This window comes from Psychrobacter pasteurii (assembly GCF_900162815.1).
In the GTDB taxonomy this organism is placed as follows: Bacteria; Pseudomonadota; Gammaproteobacteria; order Pseudomonadales; family Moraxellaceae; genus Psychrobacter; species Psychrobacter pasteurii.
In genome coordinates, this window is sequence record NZ_FUGD01000054.1 from 1 (window position 1) to 15,911 (window position 15,911).

General features: G+C 43.8%; 14 protein-coding genes. 11 read left to right on the forward strand and 3 right to left on the reverse strand.

Annotated elements, in window-relative coordinates; all coding sequences use genetic code 11:
- Positions 1-283, forward strand: a 283-nt coding sequence (locus tag A1232T_RS03225; protein ID WP_425272051.1) for a transposase, incomplete at its 5' end; no start/stop codon positions are given.
- Here the strand turns inward: A1232T_RS03225 and A1232T_RS03230 are convergent.
- Entirely contained in the window at positions 280-1,164 is an 885-nt protein-coding gene (locus A1232T_RS03230; RefSeq protein WP_244152356.1) for an MFS transporter, read from the reverse strand. The genes A1232T_RS03225 and A1232T_RS03230 overlap by 4 nt on opposite strands.
- Positions 1,165-1,219: 55 nt before the next feature.
- A complete protein-coding gene (locus tag A1232T_RS03235; protein ID WP_077448034.1) occupies positions 1,220-1,804 on the reverse strand; it encodes a TetR/AcrR family transcriptional regulator in 585 nt (194 codons plus the stop codon).
- Between the two features lie 485 nt (positions 1,805-2,289).
- Between A1232T_RS03235 and ftsY the strand changes: the two genes are divergently transcribed.
- Positions 2,290-3,504 (forward strand): signal recognition particle-docking protein FtsY, encoded by a 1,215-nt coding sequence (gene ftsY, locus A1232T_RS03240; protein ID WP_077448035.1) that lies wholly within the window; start codon positions 2,290-2,292, stop codon positions 3,502-3,504.
- Positions 3,505-3,584: 80 nt separating this feature from the next.
- Positions 3,585-4,145 (forward strand): methylated-DNA--[protein]-cysteine S-methyltransferase, encoded by a 561-nt coding sequence (locus A1232T_RS03245; RefSeq protein WP_077448036.1) that lies wholly within the window; start codon positions 3,585-3,587, stop codon positions 4,143-4,145.
- Positions 4,146-4,184: 39 nt separating this feature from the next.
- On the opposite strand, the gene A1232T_RS03250 is transcribed toward A1232T_RS03245, so the two are convergent.
- Positions 4,185-5,183 (reverse strand): GlxA family transcriptional regulator, encoded by a 999-nt coding sequence (locus A1232T_RS03250; protein ID WP_077448037.1) that lies wholly within the window; start codon positions 5,181-5,183, stop codon positions 4,185-4,187.
- A gap of 200 nt (positions 5,184-5,383) precedes the next feature.
- Between A1232T_RS03250 and A1232T_RS03255 the strand changes: the two genes are divergently transcribed.
- The 8 genes from A1232T_RS03255 to A1232T_RS03290 all read left to right on the forward strand — a co-directional run.
- A complete protein-coding gene (locus A1232T_RS03255; protein WP_077448038.1) occupies positions 5,384-7,189 on the forward strand; it encodes an acyl-CoA dehydrogenase in 1,806 nt (601 codons plus the stop codon).
- A 95-nt stretch (positions 7,190-7,284) separates the two neighbouring features.
- Complete coding sequence (locus A1232T_RS03260) at positions 7,285-8,046, forward strand: SDR family oxidoreductase (RefSeq protein WP_077448039.1); 762 nt, start codon at positions 7,285-7,287, stop codon at positions 8,044-8,046.
- Positions 8,047-8,377: 331 nt separating this feature from the next.
- Positions 8,378-9,085: a 2Fe-2S iron-sulfur cluster-binding protein gene (locus A1232T_RS03265; RefSeq protein ID WP_077448040.1), complete on the forward strand. Its 708-nt coding sequence runs from the start codon at positions 8,378-8,380 to the stop codon at positions 9,083-9,085.
- Positions 9,082-10,074 carry an FAD binding domain-containing protein gene (locus A1232T_RS03270; protein WP_077448041.1) on the forward strand — a complete coding sequence of 331 codons (993 nt, stop codon included), beginning with the start codon at positions 9,082-9,084 and terminating at the stop codon, positions 10,072-10,074. Before A1232T_RS03265 ends, A1232T_RS03270 begins: the two co-directional genes overlap by 4 nt.
- Before the next feature lie 2 nt (positions 10,075-10,076).
- A complete protein-coding gene (locus A1232T_RS03275; protein WP_077448042.1) occupies positions 10,077-12,527 on the forward strand; it encodes a xanthine dehydrogenase family protein molybdopterin-binding subunit in 2,451 nt (816 codons plus the stop codon).
- Between the two features lie 14 nt (positions 12,528-12,541).
- Positions 12,542-13,855, forward strand: a complete 1,314-nt coding sequence (locus A1232T_RS03280; RefSeq protein ID WP_077448043.1) for an XdhC family protein — start codon at positions 12,542-12,544, stop codon at positions 13,853-13,855.
- Positions 13,855-14,661 (forward strand): NTP transferase domain-containing protein, encoded by an 807-nt coding sequence (locus tag A1232T_RS03285; RefSeq protein ID WP_077448044.1) that lies wholly within the window; start codon positions 13,855-13,857, stop codon positions 14,659-14,661. Before A1232T_RS03280 ends, A1232T_RS03285 begins: the two co-directional genes overlap by 1 nt.
- 146 nt (positions 14,662-14,807) lie before the next feature.
- The coding region (locus tag A1232T_RS03290) for an RNA-guided endonuclease InsQ/TnpB family protein (RefSeq protein WP_077448045.1) at positions 14,808-15,911 on the forward strand (1,104 nt) is incomplete at its 3' end.

Sequence of the window (15,911 nt, forward strand, 5' to 3'; positions counted from 1 at the left end):
TCGGCATGCCGTGGTGGTTATGGATGGGGCGCTATGGCACCAACCAAGTTTGGATCAAGACAATGTGACCATGCTTAAATTGCCTCCCTACTCACCTGAGCTTAACCCTGCTGAACAGGTATGGCAGTACCTTAAACAGCATTGGTTGTCTAATCGCTGTTTTGAGAGTTATGATGCGATTGTCGATGCGGCATGTGACGCTTGGAATGCATTGTGTAATGAGACTAACTTAATTAGGTCTATCACTCAGCGGGAGTGGTGCGACTTGAGTGTTATTTTTTAGAATTGGTATAAAATCATGGTCGATAGGATAATCATAAAGGTTGCCATCACGCTTAATAGCGCTAAGGTAAACATAGGATATTGAAGTGTGCGCAAATCGAGCATGGGATTGTCGATTTTAAATTGTCTGATAGCAAATACAATTAATGAGCTCAGGCCAATCGCCAGTGCAGCAATTACAATGAGGCTTGCCCAGCCTTGATGACCCGCAACACTAAAGCCATAAACGATACCACCAAAGCCTAGTGTCGATAAAATAATGGATAGTACGTCAATCTTAGGTTTGGTTAATATGGTCACGTTTTGGACATAAATATAGCCGTAGACCAAAGTAAATAACAAAAATGGCAAGATGAACCATAAGATCCAGTTCCAGCTTAATACCTCAATAATTAGTCCAGAAGCAGCTGGACCAACTGCGGGTGCAGACATCATTACCAAGCCCACAGCGCCCATAATCAGTCCTCGTTTCTCAATAGGGAAGATAATGAGCACGGTATGGAACATCAGCGGAATCAGTAGGCCTGTGCCGATTGCCTGAACGATTCGTCCTAATAATAAGACATTAAAGGTTGGAGCCATGCCAGATAAAACGACACCTGCGATTGAAAATAAGACAGATGTGATAAACAGTTGGCGTGTCGTTAGCCACTGGATTAATAAAGCAGTAACCGGAATAAGGATACCCATCGTTAATAGGTAACCGGTGGTAATCCACTGTACGGTGGAGGAAACCACATCAAACTCTTGCATTAAATTACCAAGAGCCATGTTTAACGCGGTTTCGCTAAACAGTCCAATAAAGCCGGCAATCAAAAAGGAGATTAAAATTGGAACAGCTCTAACGACGTTCTGATTTTGATCTATAGTGGTGTGGGACATTTTACTCTCTTATTGCTAATTGAGTTTGTAAGTTAAAAAGTAAGGTTAAAAAAGATTATTTCTCGATAGGTCTTTCAGTAAATAGGGACGGAATCTGTTCTGCTATTTGTTCTAAAGGTTGGCCACTTTTCATGGTGAAGGCCAAAAGAATGCCGCCTTCAGTTAGCGCATGAAACACGGTGGCCAAACTGTTGGCTTGTTGCTCATCATAGCCAGCGGCTATAAATTTCTTGGCATAAACGGCTTGCCAGTCTTTAAAGGTAGATTCACAGGCCAAGCGAATAGGTTCACTGGTAGAGTGCTTTTCACCAGCAATGGTGCCAATCGGAGAGCCGATGGGCTTTTCACCTTCACCAAACATCTGGGCTAGGGTATAGACATAAGCTTGTAGCGCTTGTATCAGATTTTCCTTGTCGGTAAAGACTCGTTGAATGTCTTCCATGACCAAGCGCTTGGTGTTTTCAATGGCGGCAATAGCTAACTGCTCCTTACCTTCAGGGAAGTAGTAATACAGTGAGCCTTTAGGTATGCCGCTTTCTTCAATAATGTCGTTTAGACCCACGCCGCAATAACCGCGAACCATAAACAGGCGTGATGCCGTATCAATTAAAACGTCTTTTGCTTTGGGTTTTTTACTCATTTCTACATCCTTTGTTAAAATTATAACAACTGGTCTATTAGTTGGCGTATGGTAGAGATAGAACTCTTAGCTGTCAACGTCATAAATTTATGCCAAGACTGAATTTAGATAGGGGTGCCATTAAGTAATAAGCCCTAAAACACAAGCTAATAGGGGAGTTGCACTTGATTTTTGAAGTCAGTAAAGTGTGAGGAATAAGGCAAAGTAGGGGGGGGATGAATATCGAGTCAGGGTGAGAAAGGTGAAGATAAAAGTATGCAAATAAAATTTATAAAAGTAACCAAAAGGATAAATTTAAATCAGATCTCTAAAAATTTTAGGTTATTAAAAAATAGGGTTTCATTGATTTTTAGGAGTTAGGTGAGGGGGTTATCAAGCTTTGGGGCAATTATGGTAAACTAAGCCACAATAAAATAATTTAATGAATACTGCTTTTTATCCTTATTTAACTATTATTAAAACCCTTATAAATAAAGAGATGCCCCATGAATAATGCAAACAATCCGACTCGCGTAGTCATTGACCTTGATGGTAGCCTAGATGAGCTAGATGACGACGACATTACTCTCCCGGATTTGGCCAGTACGCCGGACATTCCTATTATTGAAACCCCGCGGGTTGAAGTAGAAGAAGAGCCTGAAGAAATTATTCCAGCTTTAAGTACAGAGCCGACGCCGCAGCCTAGCACGCCTGCTGTTACGCCAGCAGTGCCTGAAGAGACTAAGCCTCAAGCAACTGCACAACAGCAGGAAACCGAAGAGTCTGGTAGAAAGCGTGGCAGCTGGTTCTCACGTATGAAGTCAGGCCTTACCAAGTCTCGTAAGAACCTAGCTGAAGGTGTGGCCAACATCCTAATTGGTGGTAAAGAGATTGATGATGAGCTGCTTGAAGAGGTAGAAGATCAGCTTTTGGTTGCAGATATTGGGGTAGAAGCTACTGATAAGATTATCAAGAGCTTAACCGAACAGACTGCTCGTGGTGATTTGATCTACTCACACTCTTTATATAAGGCACTACAAAAAGAGTTGGTTGAAATCTTAGAGCCTAAGGTTGAGCCATTAATTATTGATACCACCAAGAAGCCCTTTGTTATCTTAGTAGTAGGCGTAAATGGTGTGGGTAAAACCACCACCATTGGTAAGTTGGCCAAGCGCTTACAGGCAGAAGGTAAGTCAGTTATGTTGGCGGCCGGTGACACCTTTAGAGCCGCGGCAACCGAGCAGCTGCAAGTGTGGGGAGAGCGCAATAATATCCCAGTTGTGGCTCAAGGTCACGGTGCTGACAGTGCCTCAGTGGTATTTGATGCGATGCAGTCAGCTAAAGCCAAAAACATCGATGTGTTGATTGCCGATACCGCAGGTCGCTTGCAGAATAAAACTCACTTGATGGCCGAGCTTGAAAAAGTGGTGCGTATCATGCGTAAGTCTGATCCAACTGCACCGCATGAAGGCATGATTGTTCTGGATGCTGGTACGGGTCAGAACGCCATCAGCCAGGTGAAACTATTTAATGATGTGGTGCCTTTAACTGGTATTACCATTACCAAGCTGGACGGAACTGCCAAGGGTGGGGTGGTGTTTAACATTGCCAATACCACTGACATTCCTATTCGCTATATTGGTGTAGGGGAGTCTATTGATGACCTGCGCGCCTTTAGTCCAAAGCAGTTTGTGGCTGCTTTATTTGAAACGGATGAATAAACCAGTACCTGTTAATATCAAAAAAATGGCATCATAAGGTGCCATTTTTTTGTTTGAGACCTATGTTGAGGCCTGCGATGATGATTGTTACCACCACTTCTTTTGCCCAGTACAAACTGCTACTTATTGCGTCTGCTGTCTCCTCCCAAGAAGCCAAATTGGTTAGCTTAGACTGGCTGGCTGAGGGGCAAAGTTGGTCTGAATCAAAATCACTGGCCCCGTTAAAAAAGCGTCATAACCTTTGTGACGAGGATTTTAAGTTTATTGATAAAAATAGCCTAAGCAAAGAAAAACCAGTTGACACTCTTTTATTAACTACTATCACTCAGCTCGACCAATATCTTGCCGGCGAGCGTCAGCAGTTCGATATGACTCTTGATTGGTCGTTGGGCACCCCATTTCAGCAAAGCGTGTGGCGAGCGTTGCAGCAAATCCCTTATGGGCAAACCATCAGTTATGCTCAATTGGCACAAAACATTGGCAAACCCACAGCTTACCGAGCAGTGGCCAATGCCAATGGCAAAAATCCCTTTAGTATTATCATTCCTTGTCATCGGGTAGTGGCCAGTGATGGCAGCTTAGGCGGTTATACCGGAGGCTTAGATAAAAAGCGGTTGTTACTTGATATTGAGCAAAATTAAATTTGAGCTTAAGTTTTAGACCATTTTTTATAGGTGATTTTAGATTAAGCTGCGACTAAATTTTTGTTGATAAGCCTTAGGCGTTAAATTTGTCGCCCGCTTAAACAGTCGGCTAAACGAGGATAAATCATGATAGCCCACTTGATAGGCCAAAGTTTTGATACTGACATCACCAGACTCTAGCAGCCGCTTGGCCTGTTCAATTCTCACCGCTTGAATATACTCAATAGGGCGCATAGACAGACAGGCTTGAAAGCGTCTGTTTAGGGTGCGTGGTGTCACATTAGCTCTGTCAGCCAGTTCACTTACCTGGAGAGGCTGGGCATAGTTTTGTTCAATAAACTGCTGTATTCGCATTACCAAAGGGTCGGAGTGGGGACTGTGTAAAGTGACATTGGTATAGCTGCTTTGATCGCCTATTTTTTTATCAATGACCTGAGTTTTGGCAACCTGAGCCGATAACTCGCGACCACAATAGCGCTCTATTAACAGTAACGCTAAATCATAAAAAGCACTGCCTCCTGCAGCACAAAATATATTATCCGATTGAGTAACGAACTGCTTGGCTTGTAAATCCACATCGGGATAGTCTTGCCTGAATTTGCTGGCATAGCCCCAATGGGTTGTCGCCGTTTTGTCTTTTAATAATCCCGCTTCTGCTAATAAAAATGCACCACTACAATTACTGGCAATGTCGGTCTGCGTCTGAGCCAAGCGTTGTAGGTGAGTAATCAGCTCATGATTGCTAGACAGTACTTTTTCGATTGAATCCCCAATGGTTGGAATAAGCAGTAAATCACACTGCGTCACATCGGCGATATCACAATGGGGCTGCATAATTAATCTATTGCTACAGCGAATAGGGTCTCCGTTCAAACTGGCAATTTGTACCTTAAATCTAGGCTCAATATCTTGATCTAAAAAGCGCTGCCAACTGACACCTGTAAATGAAAATAAGTCTAAAGCCCCAGTAAGGGCACTGCCAAGCACCCCATCAAATCCTACAATGATGACATTAAATGGTTCGGTATGAGTCATGGGGGCTCCATTATTAATTTGGATTCTTTTATCTACTAAAGCGGTATCTGTAAAGCCAGGCCTTGTCACTTATGCCCTTAATTATGTCATAAATGACAATAGGGGGAAGCCTAAAAGTAGACTAATATTGAAAAACCACCAAAGCAGTGTTTATAGACAATGCTTTAAAAACCAATTTTTAAATCAATAAAGAGAGTGGCATGGACGCAAATACCTTAATTAATGAGTTCGAATTACCGTTTCAGCTTTATGATGTGCTAGACACTGAGCAACTGTGTGAGCATGATAGATTCTCTGAGCATTCACGACAGACCTTTGATGCCACGATAGAGACAGCAAAAAAGATAGCCACCGATTTGTTTTTGCCTCATAACGCGACTGCTGATAAAGATGAGCCTAAGTTTGACGGTCAAAAAGTCAGTATGATAGAGGAGGTGAAGGTAGCCTTCGATGCCTTTAGAAACTCGGGCTTCATTGCTGGGCGTTATAGCTTTGAAGACGGAGGCATGCAGCTTCCAGAGACCGTAATGACTGCCTTAAGTGGTTATTTTATGGCAGCTAACCCGGCCACCACCGCCTATCCTTTTTTAACCTCAGCGGCGATTAATGTGCTGATGCACTTTGCTAGTAATGAGATCAAACAAGCGTTTGTGCCTCGAATGCTAACTGGTGAGTTTACCGGCACAATGGGATTAACCGAGCCACACGCAGGCTCATCTCTTGCCGATATTAAAACTACTGCTACCTCTCATGAAGACGGAACTTATCGAATCCGTGGTAGCAAGATTTATATCTCTGGCGGCGACCATGAGTTGTCTGAAAATATTGTACATCTGGTATTGGCCAAAGTGCCAGGAGGACCTGCTGGCGTGAAAGGTATTTCACTATTTGCAGTGCCCAAATACCGTCTAGATGCCAATGGTGAGGTAGCCGAGCGTAATGATGTGCATTTGGCAGGATTGATACACAAGTTAGGCTATCGTGGCACGACTTCAACGGCGCTTAGCTTTGGCGATGCCAATGATTGTGTGGGCTATCTTATTGGCGAGAAGCATTTTGGTCTGCGCTATATGTTTAAGATGATGAACGAGGCACGAATTGCGGTAGGCTTTGGAGCGGCTATGATTGGCTATCGCGGATATCAGTACTCACTGGCTTATGCCAAAGATCGTCTGCAAGGTCGAGTCGCCCCCAACCTAAAGCCAGAAGATCCAGCAGCAGCCATTATTGAGCATGGTGATGTCAAACGTATGCTACTGGCCCAAAAAGCTTATAGTGAGGGCGGCATTTCACTGTGTCTGTATGGCTCAAACTTAATTGACCGTATCAATACTTGTGCTGATGAGACCCAAAAGCAAGAGTTGTCTGAGCTATTAGATTTATTAACCCCGGTCTTAAAAGCTTGGCCTTCTGAGTATGGGCCTAAAGCCAATGACTTGGGTATTCAGGTTTTGGGCGGGGCAGGTTACACCCGAGAATATCAAGCAGAGCAGTTTTGGCGTGATAACCGCTTAAACCCCATTCATGAAGGCACGAATGGCATTCAAGCCCTGGATTTAACCTTCCGCAAACTATGGCAAAAGCAGGGTCTGGGCTTAAAAGTACTACAGCAAGAAATAACTCGAGATTTAACGGCCATTACCACCCCACAAACCGCCAAACTCGCCAAAAAACTTACGGTTTATATCGAACAGCTACAACCCCTGTTGCAGCATGTGGGTCAAACCTTAACCACACCGCAAGTGGACACTTTGACTGCCAACGCCCAAGCGCTGATGAATATATTTGCCACTATTATCATAAGCTGGATTTGGATCCGTCAAGCCAGCAAAGCCGAGCAATTATTGGTGCTCACTGAAGATAGCGATAAACAAAACTTTTATCAGGGCAAAATACAGGCTGCAAAATACTTTATCGATTGGGAATTACCGCTTATTCAATGCGATATCGAGCTACTAACAAATGATAATTCAGTGTGTAGCGATATGCAGCCACAGTGGTTCTAATAGCTCGTCATCAGCTTGTTATTTATGGTTTTTTATCAATTAACACTAACGTCAAATTCAAAATATAGGCAACAAAACATACTAAAGGAATAGTCATGAAAGATTTATTTGATTTAACTGGAAAAGTGGCACTGGTAACCGGTGCCAGTCGTGGCATTGGTGAAGCCATCGCCCGTTTACTGGCCGCTTATGGCGCAGAAGTCATTGTTTCTAGTCGCAAAATAGATGCGTGTCAGGCAGTGGCTGATAGTATCGTAGCAGACGGGGGAAAAGCCACAGCTTACGCCTGTCATGTCGGCGAAATGTCTCAGATTGAGGCCATATTTGAGTACATTAAAAATGAGTTTGGCCGTATTGATATCTTAGTCAACAATGCGGCTGCTAATCCTTATTATGGCCACATCTTGGACACTGATCTGGCTGCGTTCGATAAGACGGTTGACGTTAATATTCGGGGTTATTTCTTTATGTCGACAGCCGCTGGCAAGATGATGCGCGAGCAGGGCGGCGGGGTTGTTTTGAACACCGCTTCAGTCAACGGAGTAAGCCCAGGTGATAAACAAGGCATCTACTCAATTACCAAAGCAGCAGTCATCAGCATGACCAAAGCTTTTGCCAAAGAGTGCGGTCCTGATAATATTCGAGTCAATGCATTACTGCCAGGACTAACCGATACCAAGTTTGCCTCAGCGCTTACTTCAAATGACAAAGTGCTTAACATGGCACTGGCAATGATACCGTTAAAGCGGGTGGCACAGCCTTCGGAGATGGCAGGCACCGTATTGTATTTGGTGTCTGATGCTTCAAGCTATACCACAGGAGCATGTATCAATGTGGATGGCGGTTTATTAACCTAATCATAAATAGTGCTTGTTATATAAAAAGCTAATGTTAAAGCAAAGACCCTCACTACTTAAGGTAGTGAGGGTCTTTTTTATGTTCAGTGTTCTTTAGGTTAGGGATTTTTATTTACCCTGAATTTAACAAAAGTTTAGCGCTTGTGCAGAACCGTTTATTAAGCCATCTAAAACAAAACAGTCTTTCTGTTTACTAAAAAGCACAATTCAACAACACGAGATAATAAAAAAACTTTTGATTTTTCATTAGGATAGATATCAAAGCAGAATAACTATTTATTTAAAAATTTTATAAGATTTTACTCAAACCCACCTGCCAGCGGACGCCAGCATGACAACCTTAACGCTTAGTATTAATAATAAAAGCTATCAATTCGAAGACCTTGATCCTCGAACCACCTTACTCGATCTGTGTCGCCATCAGTTACAAATTACTGGTCCTAAAAAAGGCTGTGACCATGGTCAATGTGGTGCCTGTACTATTTTAATTAATGGTCAGCGAGTTAACTCTTGTCTTACTCTAGCAGTGATGCATGAAGGGGACGAGATTACTACCATTGAAGGCATTGGTTTGCCTGAGACTCTTTCTGATTTGCAAAAAGCGTTTTTAAGCAATGATGCCTTTCAGTGTGGGTATTGCACCCCAGGCCAAATTTGTTCAGCTACAGCTCTTATCGAAGAGATAAAGCAAAACTGGCCCAGCTATGTCACCAAAGACTTAACTCAGCCAAATGCGTTGATGGCTCATGAGATAGCTGAACGTATGAGTGGCAATATTTGTCGCTGCTCAGCTTACCCCAATATTATTAAAGCGATTACTGAAGTTCTTGAAAAACAAATCCAACAAAATCAGCTGCCGCAGACCCAGGCTCGGGTCGATTCCTCGAACGAGGCATTGTCTTCAGCAGTGACCGGTATCTGGTCGCCGCCCCCTAGTGAAGCTCAATTAAAATCTGCGCCCGCCAAAACCGATCAACATTCTAATACCGCCAACCCTAATACTGCCAATCGCCCACAATCAACAGGAGTAAGCTCATGAAACGATTTGAATATGTCCGTGCTAATGAGCTAAAGCCTGCTTGTGTGGCAGCCAGTAGCGAAGGGGCGTCCTTTATTGGTGGTGGGACAAACTTAATTGACCTAATGAAGTTTGAAATTGAGACCCCTATTAAGCTGGTCGATATTACTCAGCTTGAATTAAAACAAATCGAATCAACCCCTGAAGGCGGACTACGTATAGGGGCTTTAGTCACCAACAGCGATTTGGCCGCTCATCCTCAAGTCATTAACAATTATCCTGTGCTATCCCGTGCAATCTTGGCTGGAGCCTCTGGTCAGCTGCGTAACAAAGCGACTACTGGCGGCAACTTCTTACAGCGTACCCGCTGCTTTTATTTCTATCAACCTGATAGTGCTTGTAACAAACGTGAGCCAGGCAGTGGCTGTCCTGCTATCGGCGGTGAAAATCGCGGATTGGCTATCTTAGGTACCAGCGAGCATTGTATCGCTCAACATCCTTCAGACATGGCAGTGGCCATGCGACTGTTAGATGCCACATTACAAACCCAAAAAGCAGATGGCTCTACCCGTAGTATCGAAATTAAAGACTTTTATCAGCTGCCTGGTGACACTCCACATATTGAAACGGTATTGGAGCAAGGTGAAATGATTACTCACGTGGTATTACCACCACCGATCAAAGGCATGCACACTTACGATAAGATTCGTGACCGTGCCTCATATGCCTTCGCTTTGGTATCAGCCGCTGCCGTTATTGATGTCGATGATGAAGGTACGTTAAGCAGCGTAAGATTGGCATTTGGCGGTATCGGCTCTCAGCCTTGGCGCAATGAAGTAGTTGAAGCCAGTCTTGAGGGTAGTAAAGGCAGTGTGCCTGATATCGTTAAAGCGGCAAATATCTTATTAGCAGACGCCCAAGGACAGGGTCAGAATGACTTTAAAATTGCCTTAACCCGTCGATTACTAAAACAAATTATTGAGCGTGCTGTAAACGCTGAGGATGCATAAACATGGCTGCTTTTGATACAGATATTTTGGGCTCTGAACCCACCAAAAGAATGATGATGAATGGGCCTGTTGACACCCTTTTTGATAAGACTTCAAGCAAACTGGTTGGTAAGCCCGTTACCCGAGTGGATGGCTCGCTCAAGGTTAGTGGCCAAGCCCCTTATTCTGCAGAATTCTATAAAGACAATAGGGTCTACGGTGTGTTAGCCGGGGCGACTATTAGCAACGGTAAAGTGACCAACATTGATACCGAGTCAGTGGCTGATATCCCAGGGGTGATCAAAGTGGTTACCGATGCTAAGCATTTCTTACGTAACTCACAGCAGGGCGGCAAGATGAAAGCGCCGACCCAAGGGGCAATAGACATTGCTTATCATGGCCAACCCATAGCAATAGTTGTCGGGGAAACTTTTGAGGCGGCTACGGAAGGCGCTAAAGCCTTAGTGGTGAGCTATGAAGATGAGACCGATGAAGCGGCTTTAGACTTCAAACAAGAGCTGAAAAACGCTCATGAAGTCAATGAGAAGGAAGGTTCTGATAAAAATAGCGAACACGGTGATCCTGAAAAAGGGTTGCAGCAATCTGCAGTGACTTTAGACCGAGTCTATACCACCCCGAGTCAAAGCAATTCCCCAATGGAGCCGCATAGCAGTTTGGCATATTGGGAAGGCGATAAACTGACTATTTATACCTCAAATCAGATGGTTGCCTTTAGCCAAAAGCAAATTGCCGACGCGTTAGAGATCGACAATGACAACGTCAACGTTATCTCTCGCTATGTGGGAGGCGGTTTTGGTAGTAAGTTAGGAATTTCTCCTGAATCAATAGCTGCTGCCATTGCAGCCAAAGAGCTGGACAGACCGGTGCTGGTAATGATGACTCGTCCTCAAGTGATGGAGTCGACCGTTCGTCGCTCTAATACCCGTCAGCGCATAGCTTTAGGCTGTGATGAAAATGGGGTGTTGAACACTATTATTCATGACACCATATCGAGTAACTTGCCTAATGAGAGTTTCTTTGAACCGGCTGGCTTGTCTACCCATTACTTATATCGCGGTGAGAATCGTAGGGTCAACTACGAGCAGGTCGATATGAACTGGACGCTATCAGGTTCTATGCGGGCTCCTGGTGAGGCGGTTGGGCAAATTGCCTTAGAATGTGCCATGGATGAACTGGCATGCCAGCTGGGTATGGATCCTATCGAGCTGCGTCGCCGTAATGAACCTGAAGAAGATCCTTCACAACAAATTCCTTTTTCAACCAGACAGTTATTGGCTTGTTTGGAGCAAGGATCGAAAGCTTTTGGATGGGAAGAAAAACACAGTAGCGAACCTGCCAGCTATCTAGAAGGCGATTGGTGGATTGGTACTGGTATGGCTGTGGCTTCAAGAGGCAACCAACTTATGCCATCAGAAGCACGGGCTACCTTACAATTAGACCCTAGCAAAACCTTAGGGGTAAAAGCAGTCATCGAATCAGATATGACTGATATTGGTACCGGTTCTTATACCGTGTTCTCGCAAGTGGCTGCCGATCTATTAGGCCTGCCAATTGATCATATTGATATGCAACTTGGTGATAGTCGTTTTCCCTCAAGCCCTGGATCAGGCGGTAGCTTTGGGGCGGCCAGTGCCGGAAGTAGTATTTATCTGGCTTGTGCCGAGCTTAGAGAGCAGATCGCTAAACGAGTGGGCTTACATGCCGATACGATTCAATTGGGTGAAGGTCAAGTATCCAAAACCGGTGAACATCAGGCTGGCGTGGCTGAACGTGCAGTAGAAGCTGGCAAAAAGGCTTTAGATGCCTTAGTAGATAAAGTAGAGGATGCCACTGAAAAAGTAGGCTTATCAGTTTCAATGAAAGGCTCTAACAATATTGATCCTGAGCAATATGACTTTAGTGACTCTGCAACTTATCCTTTGGCAGATATTATCAGCCAACTAGAGGATAAAAAGTTAAGCGCTAAAGGACAGATTGCCCCAGGTAAAAATGGTAAGTCGCATCGTCAAGCTTGTTATGGGGCCAACTTTGCTGAGGTTGCGGTTCATCGTGTCACTGGTGAAGTCCGAGTGAAAAATATGACCGGTGCTTTCACTGCTGGACGTATTCTTAACCATAACTTAGCCACCTCTCAGTGTTATGGCGGTATGGTATTTGGTATTGGTGCTGCATTAATGGAAGAGGTCATACATGATAAACGTGACGGTAGACTGTGTAATCATGATTTAGCAGAATATCATCTTCCGGTGAATGCTGATGTGCCTCAACTTGAGGTGATTTTGGTGGAAGAAGATGATCCTTATACCAATCCTATGCACATCAAAGGTATCGGTGAGACTGCTATCTCAGGAGCTGCTGCTGCCATTGCCAATGCTATCTATAATGCAGTAGGGGTAAGAATTTACGATTTCCCTATTACCTTAGATAAGCTTATTGACCAATTGCCAGATTAATATAAGGCCCCTTTATGAATAACGTCTCCGACATTTTAAAACTTGCTGACCAAGCTCAAAGCGAGCAGATTGAGGCGGTTTTGGCAACTGTGGTGCATACCGAAGGTTCTGCCTATCGTAAAGCTGGAGCAATGATGTTGATCTGCGCTGATGGCCGATTCGCAGGTATGATTAGTGGGGGCTGCTTGGAGCCCCACATTATCAAAAAAGCGTTTTGGCTTACTCGTCAAGGTTCGGTGGTTCAGGTCTATCAAACGGGTGAGGGTATTGTCGATAAAGATGAGAGTAATACTAAAAGTTATAGTGATGAACATGATATTGAAAATAGCATGGACAGCGAGCTTGAGCTTAATTTTGGTTTAGGTTGCAATGGCCGAGTGCACGTGCTGTTTGAACGATTGGCTTCTGCGGCGCAGTTACTTAAGTGTATTAAGCAGGTGCGCCTTAGTGGTGAGCCTATGACGGTGGCCACTTTAGTCCGTTCTGAGTCATCTGATCACCCCATTGGTCTACACGTCAATTTAGATAAGTTTGCGCTAAATAAAGACAGCATGGGGGTAAATGACTTCAGTGCACCAAGCCTCAATGATTCGATACATGATCCTATACTGAGCCAAGCTATAAACACGTTGTGTTTAGAACAATATCAACAGAAGCCGGCGCAATTCGTCACACTATTAGGCACAGTCGATAATTCATTACAGCAGCGGGTACAGACCCAGTGGTTGGTACGCCGTTTACAACCCCAGATTAAGTTGCTGATTTGTGGAGCAGGTAATGATGTAACGCCTTTAGTCACGATGGCCAAAATGCAAGATTGGCACGTTACCGTTATTGATAGCCGCAGTCATTATGCTACTCGCTCTCGGTTTATGCAGGCCGACAAAGTAATGTGTTTGCCATTAGAGGACAGTGAAACTCTTATTGAGCTTAGTCGTAATGCCGCGGTGGCAGTGATGTCTCATAGTCTGACTCAAGATAGAGCCCGACTTAAAGTGTTGTTTGCACATCCCCCTGCTTATCTGGGTCAATTGGGACCAAAATACCGTACTGAACGTTTGATTGATGAGATTACCGAAGCTTATGACGGTAATGTCGATGAGCTTCGGGCCGGTATTGAGCAGTTACATTATCCAATTGGTTATAAGCTTGGCGGCGAGGGGCCAGAAGCTCTGGCGTTAGGTATTATGGCAGAAATAAATGCAGTTATGCACGAGGTAGACCTAAGCCCTGTAAACTCAGGCAATATAATTAGCAAACAGCCTGCGCATCGCTCACAAGGTGATTCACCTCATGTGGCTAACACACGATTTGAAGTGTTTAATTAATGATAAAGCAGAACGTTGGCAATAAAGACCTAAAATTACTGCAACAATCTCATGCTGTGATTATACTGGCTAGCGGATTAAGTCAGCGTTTAGGTCAGCCTAAGCAACTATTAAAGAAGCAGTCTCGACCTCTGCTTGAGGTAATGACAAACCTAGCCTTGACCATTAACCCCAGTGCCATTTTATTGGTTATCGCTAGTTCACAGAGTGAAACTATCCAATTAAGCCAGACCTTAGCGGCACAGCATGATGTGGTGACGCCTGTTATAAATACCCAGCCTGAACAAGGTATGGCGCACAGTTTAAGTTTGGCGATTACTCAGTTAAACCGTAAAGTAGCTAATGGTTTAGCGATACAGCGGGTAATAATACTGGGGGTTGATCAAGTCTTACTCCACATTAATCATCTAAGTAATTTGTTGGCCGGTTTTAATGCGGATAAAAAGACAGAGCAGTCCGGCTACGCTAAAGCTAGCGGTTGCAAGAAAGTTATCGCTAGTAGTTATTCTAGTTCATACAAGATTTTTGAAAACGAATTATCCCATATTGAACGTCTAATAACTGAAGCTTCAAATACTGATATTTCAGATAATGAGAAACGGATTATCGGTCTGCCTATCAATATTGATTACCAGTTATTGACTCAATGGCAGCCATTACTTAACGGCGATAAGGGGCTGCGGCACTTAATTCGAGGCTTATCCAGTAAGGATCTGAGCGTGGTTGATAATATTAAGCTAAGTCTCGATATTGACACCCCTGAGCAGTTGCAGTATGCGATAAAGAAAGGCTGGCTAGACCCATAAAAAATCCCGCCAATAGTTTGGCGGGATTTTTATCACCAGTCGCCGTAAAACCACCCACTTCAGGGGGTGGATATAAGGCGACACCCACTGTCGTAAGAAGTCGTTAAAGGGTTGTAAGCTAAAATTAATCTTGCGATACTAAGCATATGAAAACCCTCAAGCTACGCATTAAAGACAAGCACATAAAAGAGCTGAATCAGCTAAGCGGTTCGGTAAACTTTGTGTGGAACTATGTCAATGCGTTAAGTTTTGAGCATTTAAACCGTACTGGTAAGTTTTTTAGTGCTTATGATCTAAGTGAGTATACCAAAGGAAGTGGCGAGTATTTAGGATTACACAGTCAGACCTTACAAGCAATTAATGAGATTCACGCTAAATCACGTAAACAGTTTAAAAAAGCCAAACTTAACTGGCGCAGCAACCGTCCTGATGCCAAGCGAAAATCACTAGGTTGGATACCTTTTAAAAAATCTGCTATCAAGTATTTGCAAACAAGGCAGACAGGTAAGAAGGGACTGAAATCAACCATACAGCTATCGCTATCTAAAGGTCAAAAGCTCCTCATCGATGTATTCGATAGCTACAACCTAAGCCTATATCAAATCAACACGCTTGAGATTGTACAAGACAGTCGTAATCGTTGGTATGCCTGTATTACCGTTAAAGACCTTCCTAAGCAAGTAAGTGGTAAGGGCAGCATTGGAATTGATTTGGGCTTAAAAGAGTCTGCAACCACATCAAATGGTGACAAGCTAACTATTAAGCAAACACAAAAATGGGCGAATAAATTAGCAGTAGCCCAGCGTGCTAAGAATAAAAAGCGTGTCAAAGCAATCCACGCCAAAATCAAAAACACAAGATTAGACTTAATTCATAAATTCACCACCAAACTTGTTAAAGATAACAGCTTAATTGTGGTTGGTGATGTTAAATCACGCTCATTTACAACTAAAAAAACCAAGCTGGCTAAATCGACATACGATGCAGGTTGGTTTGAACTCAAACGACAACTGGAATATAAATGCAAGTATGCAGGTTGTCAGTTTGAGATGGTAAATGAGAGTTACACTACCCAGACCTGCTCGTGCTGCCATAAAATAAGTGACAGTAGTCCAAAAGGTAGAGCAGGTTTGCGAATAAGAGGATGGGCTTGTGCTGAGTGTGGCACATGGCATGATAGAGATATCAATGCTGCTAAGAACATCCTTGCGGTCGGGCTTGACCGTCTAGCTGTAGGAATCCCCTCGGTT

What these genes read in the sequence shown, in the direction of transcription:
- A1232T_RS03230 (WP_244152356.1), bottom strand. Translation starts at nt 1,164, where the DNA reads ATGTCCCACACCACTATAGATCAAAATCAGAACGTCGTTAGAGCTGTT.
- A1232T_RS03235 (WP_077448034.1), bottom strand. Translation starts at nt 1,804, where the DNA reads ATGAGTAAAAAACCCAAAGCAAAAGACGTTTTAATTGATACGGCATCA.
- ftsY (WP_077448035.1), top strand. Translation starts at nt 2,290, where the DNA reads ATGAATAATGCAAACAATCCGACTCGCGTAGTCATTGACCTTGATGGT.
- A1232T_RS03245 (WP_077448036.1), top strand. Translation starts at nt 3,585, where the DNA reads ATGATTGTTACCACCACTTCTTTTGCCCAGTACAAACTGCTACTTATT.
- A1232T_RS03250 (WP_077448037.1), bottom strand. Translation starts at nt 5,183, where the DNA reads ATGACTCATACCGAACCATTTAATGTCATCATTGTAGGATTTGATGGG.
- A1232T_RS03255 (WP_077448038.1), top strand. Translation starts at nt 5,384, where the DNA reads ATGGACGCAAATACCTTAATTAATGAGTTCGAATTACCGTTTCAGCTT.
- A1232T_RS03260 (WP_077448039.1), top strand. Translation starts at nt 7,285, where the DNA reads ATGAAAGATTTATTTGATTTAACTGGAAAAGTGGCACTGGTAACCGGT.
- A1232T_RS03265 (WP_077448040.1), top strand. Translation starts at nt 8,378, where the DNA reads ATGACAACCTTAACGCTTAGTATTAATAATAAAAGCTATCAATTCGAA.
- A1232T_RS03270 (WP_077448041.1), top strand. Translation starts at nt 9,082, where the DNA reads ATGAAACGATTTGAATATGTCCGTGCTAATGAGCTAAAGCCTGCTTGT.
- A1232T_RS03275 (WP_077448042.1), top strand. Translation starts at nt 10,077, where the DNA reads ATGGCTGCTTTTGATACAGATATTTTGGGCTCTGAACCCACCAAAAGA.
- A1232T_RS03280 (WP_077448043.1), top strand. Translation starts at nt 12,542, where the DNA reads ATGAATAACGTCTCCGACATTTTAAAACTTGCTGACCAAGCTCAAAGC.
- A1232T_RS03285 (WP_077448044.1), top strand. Translation starts at nt 13,855, where the DNA reads ATGATAAAGCAGAACGTTGGCAATAAAGACCTAAAATTACTGCAACAA.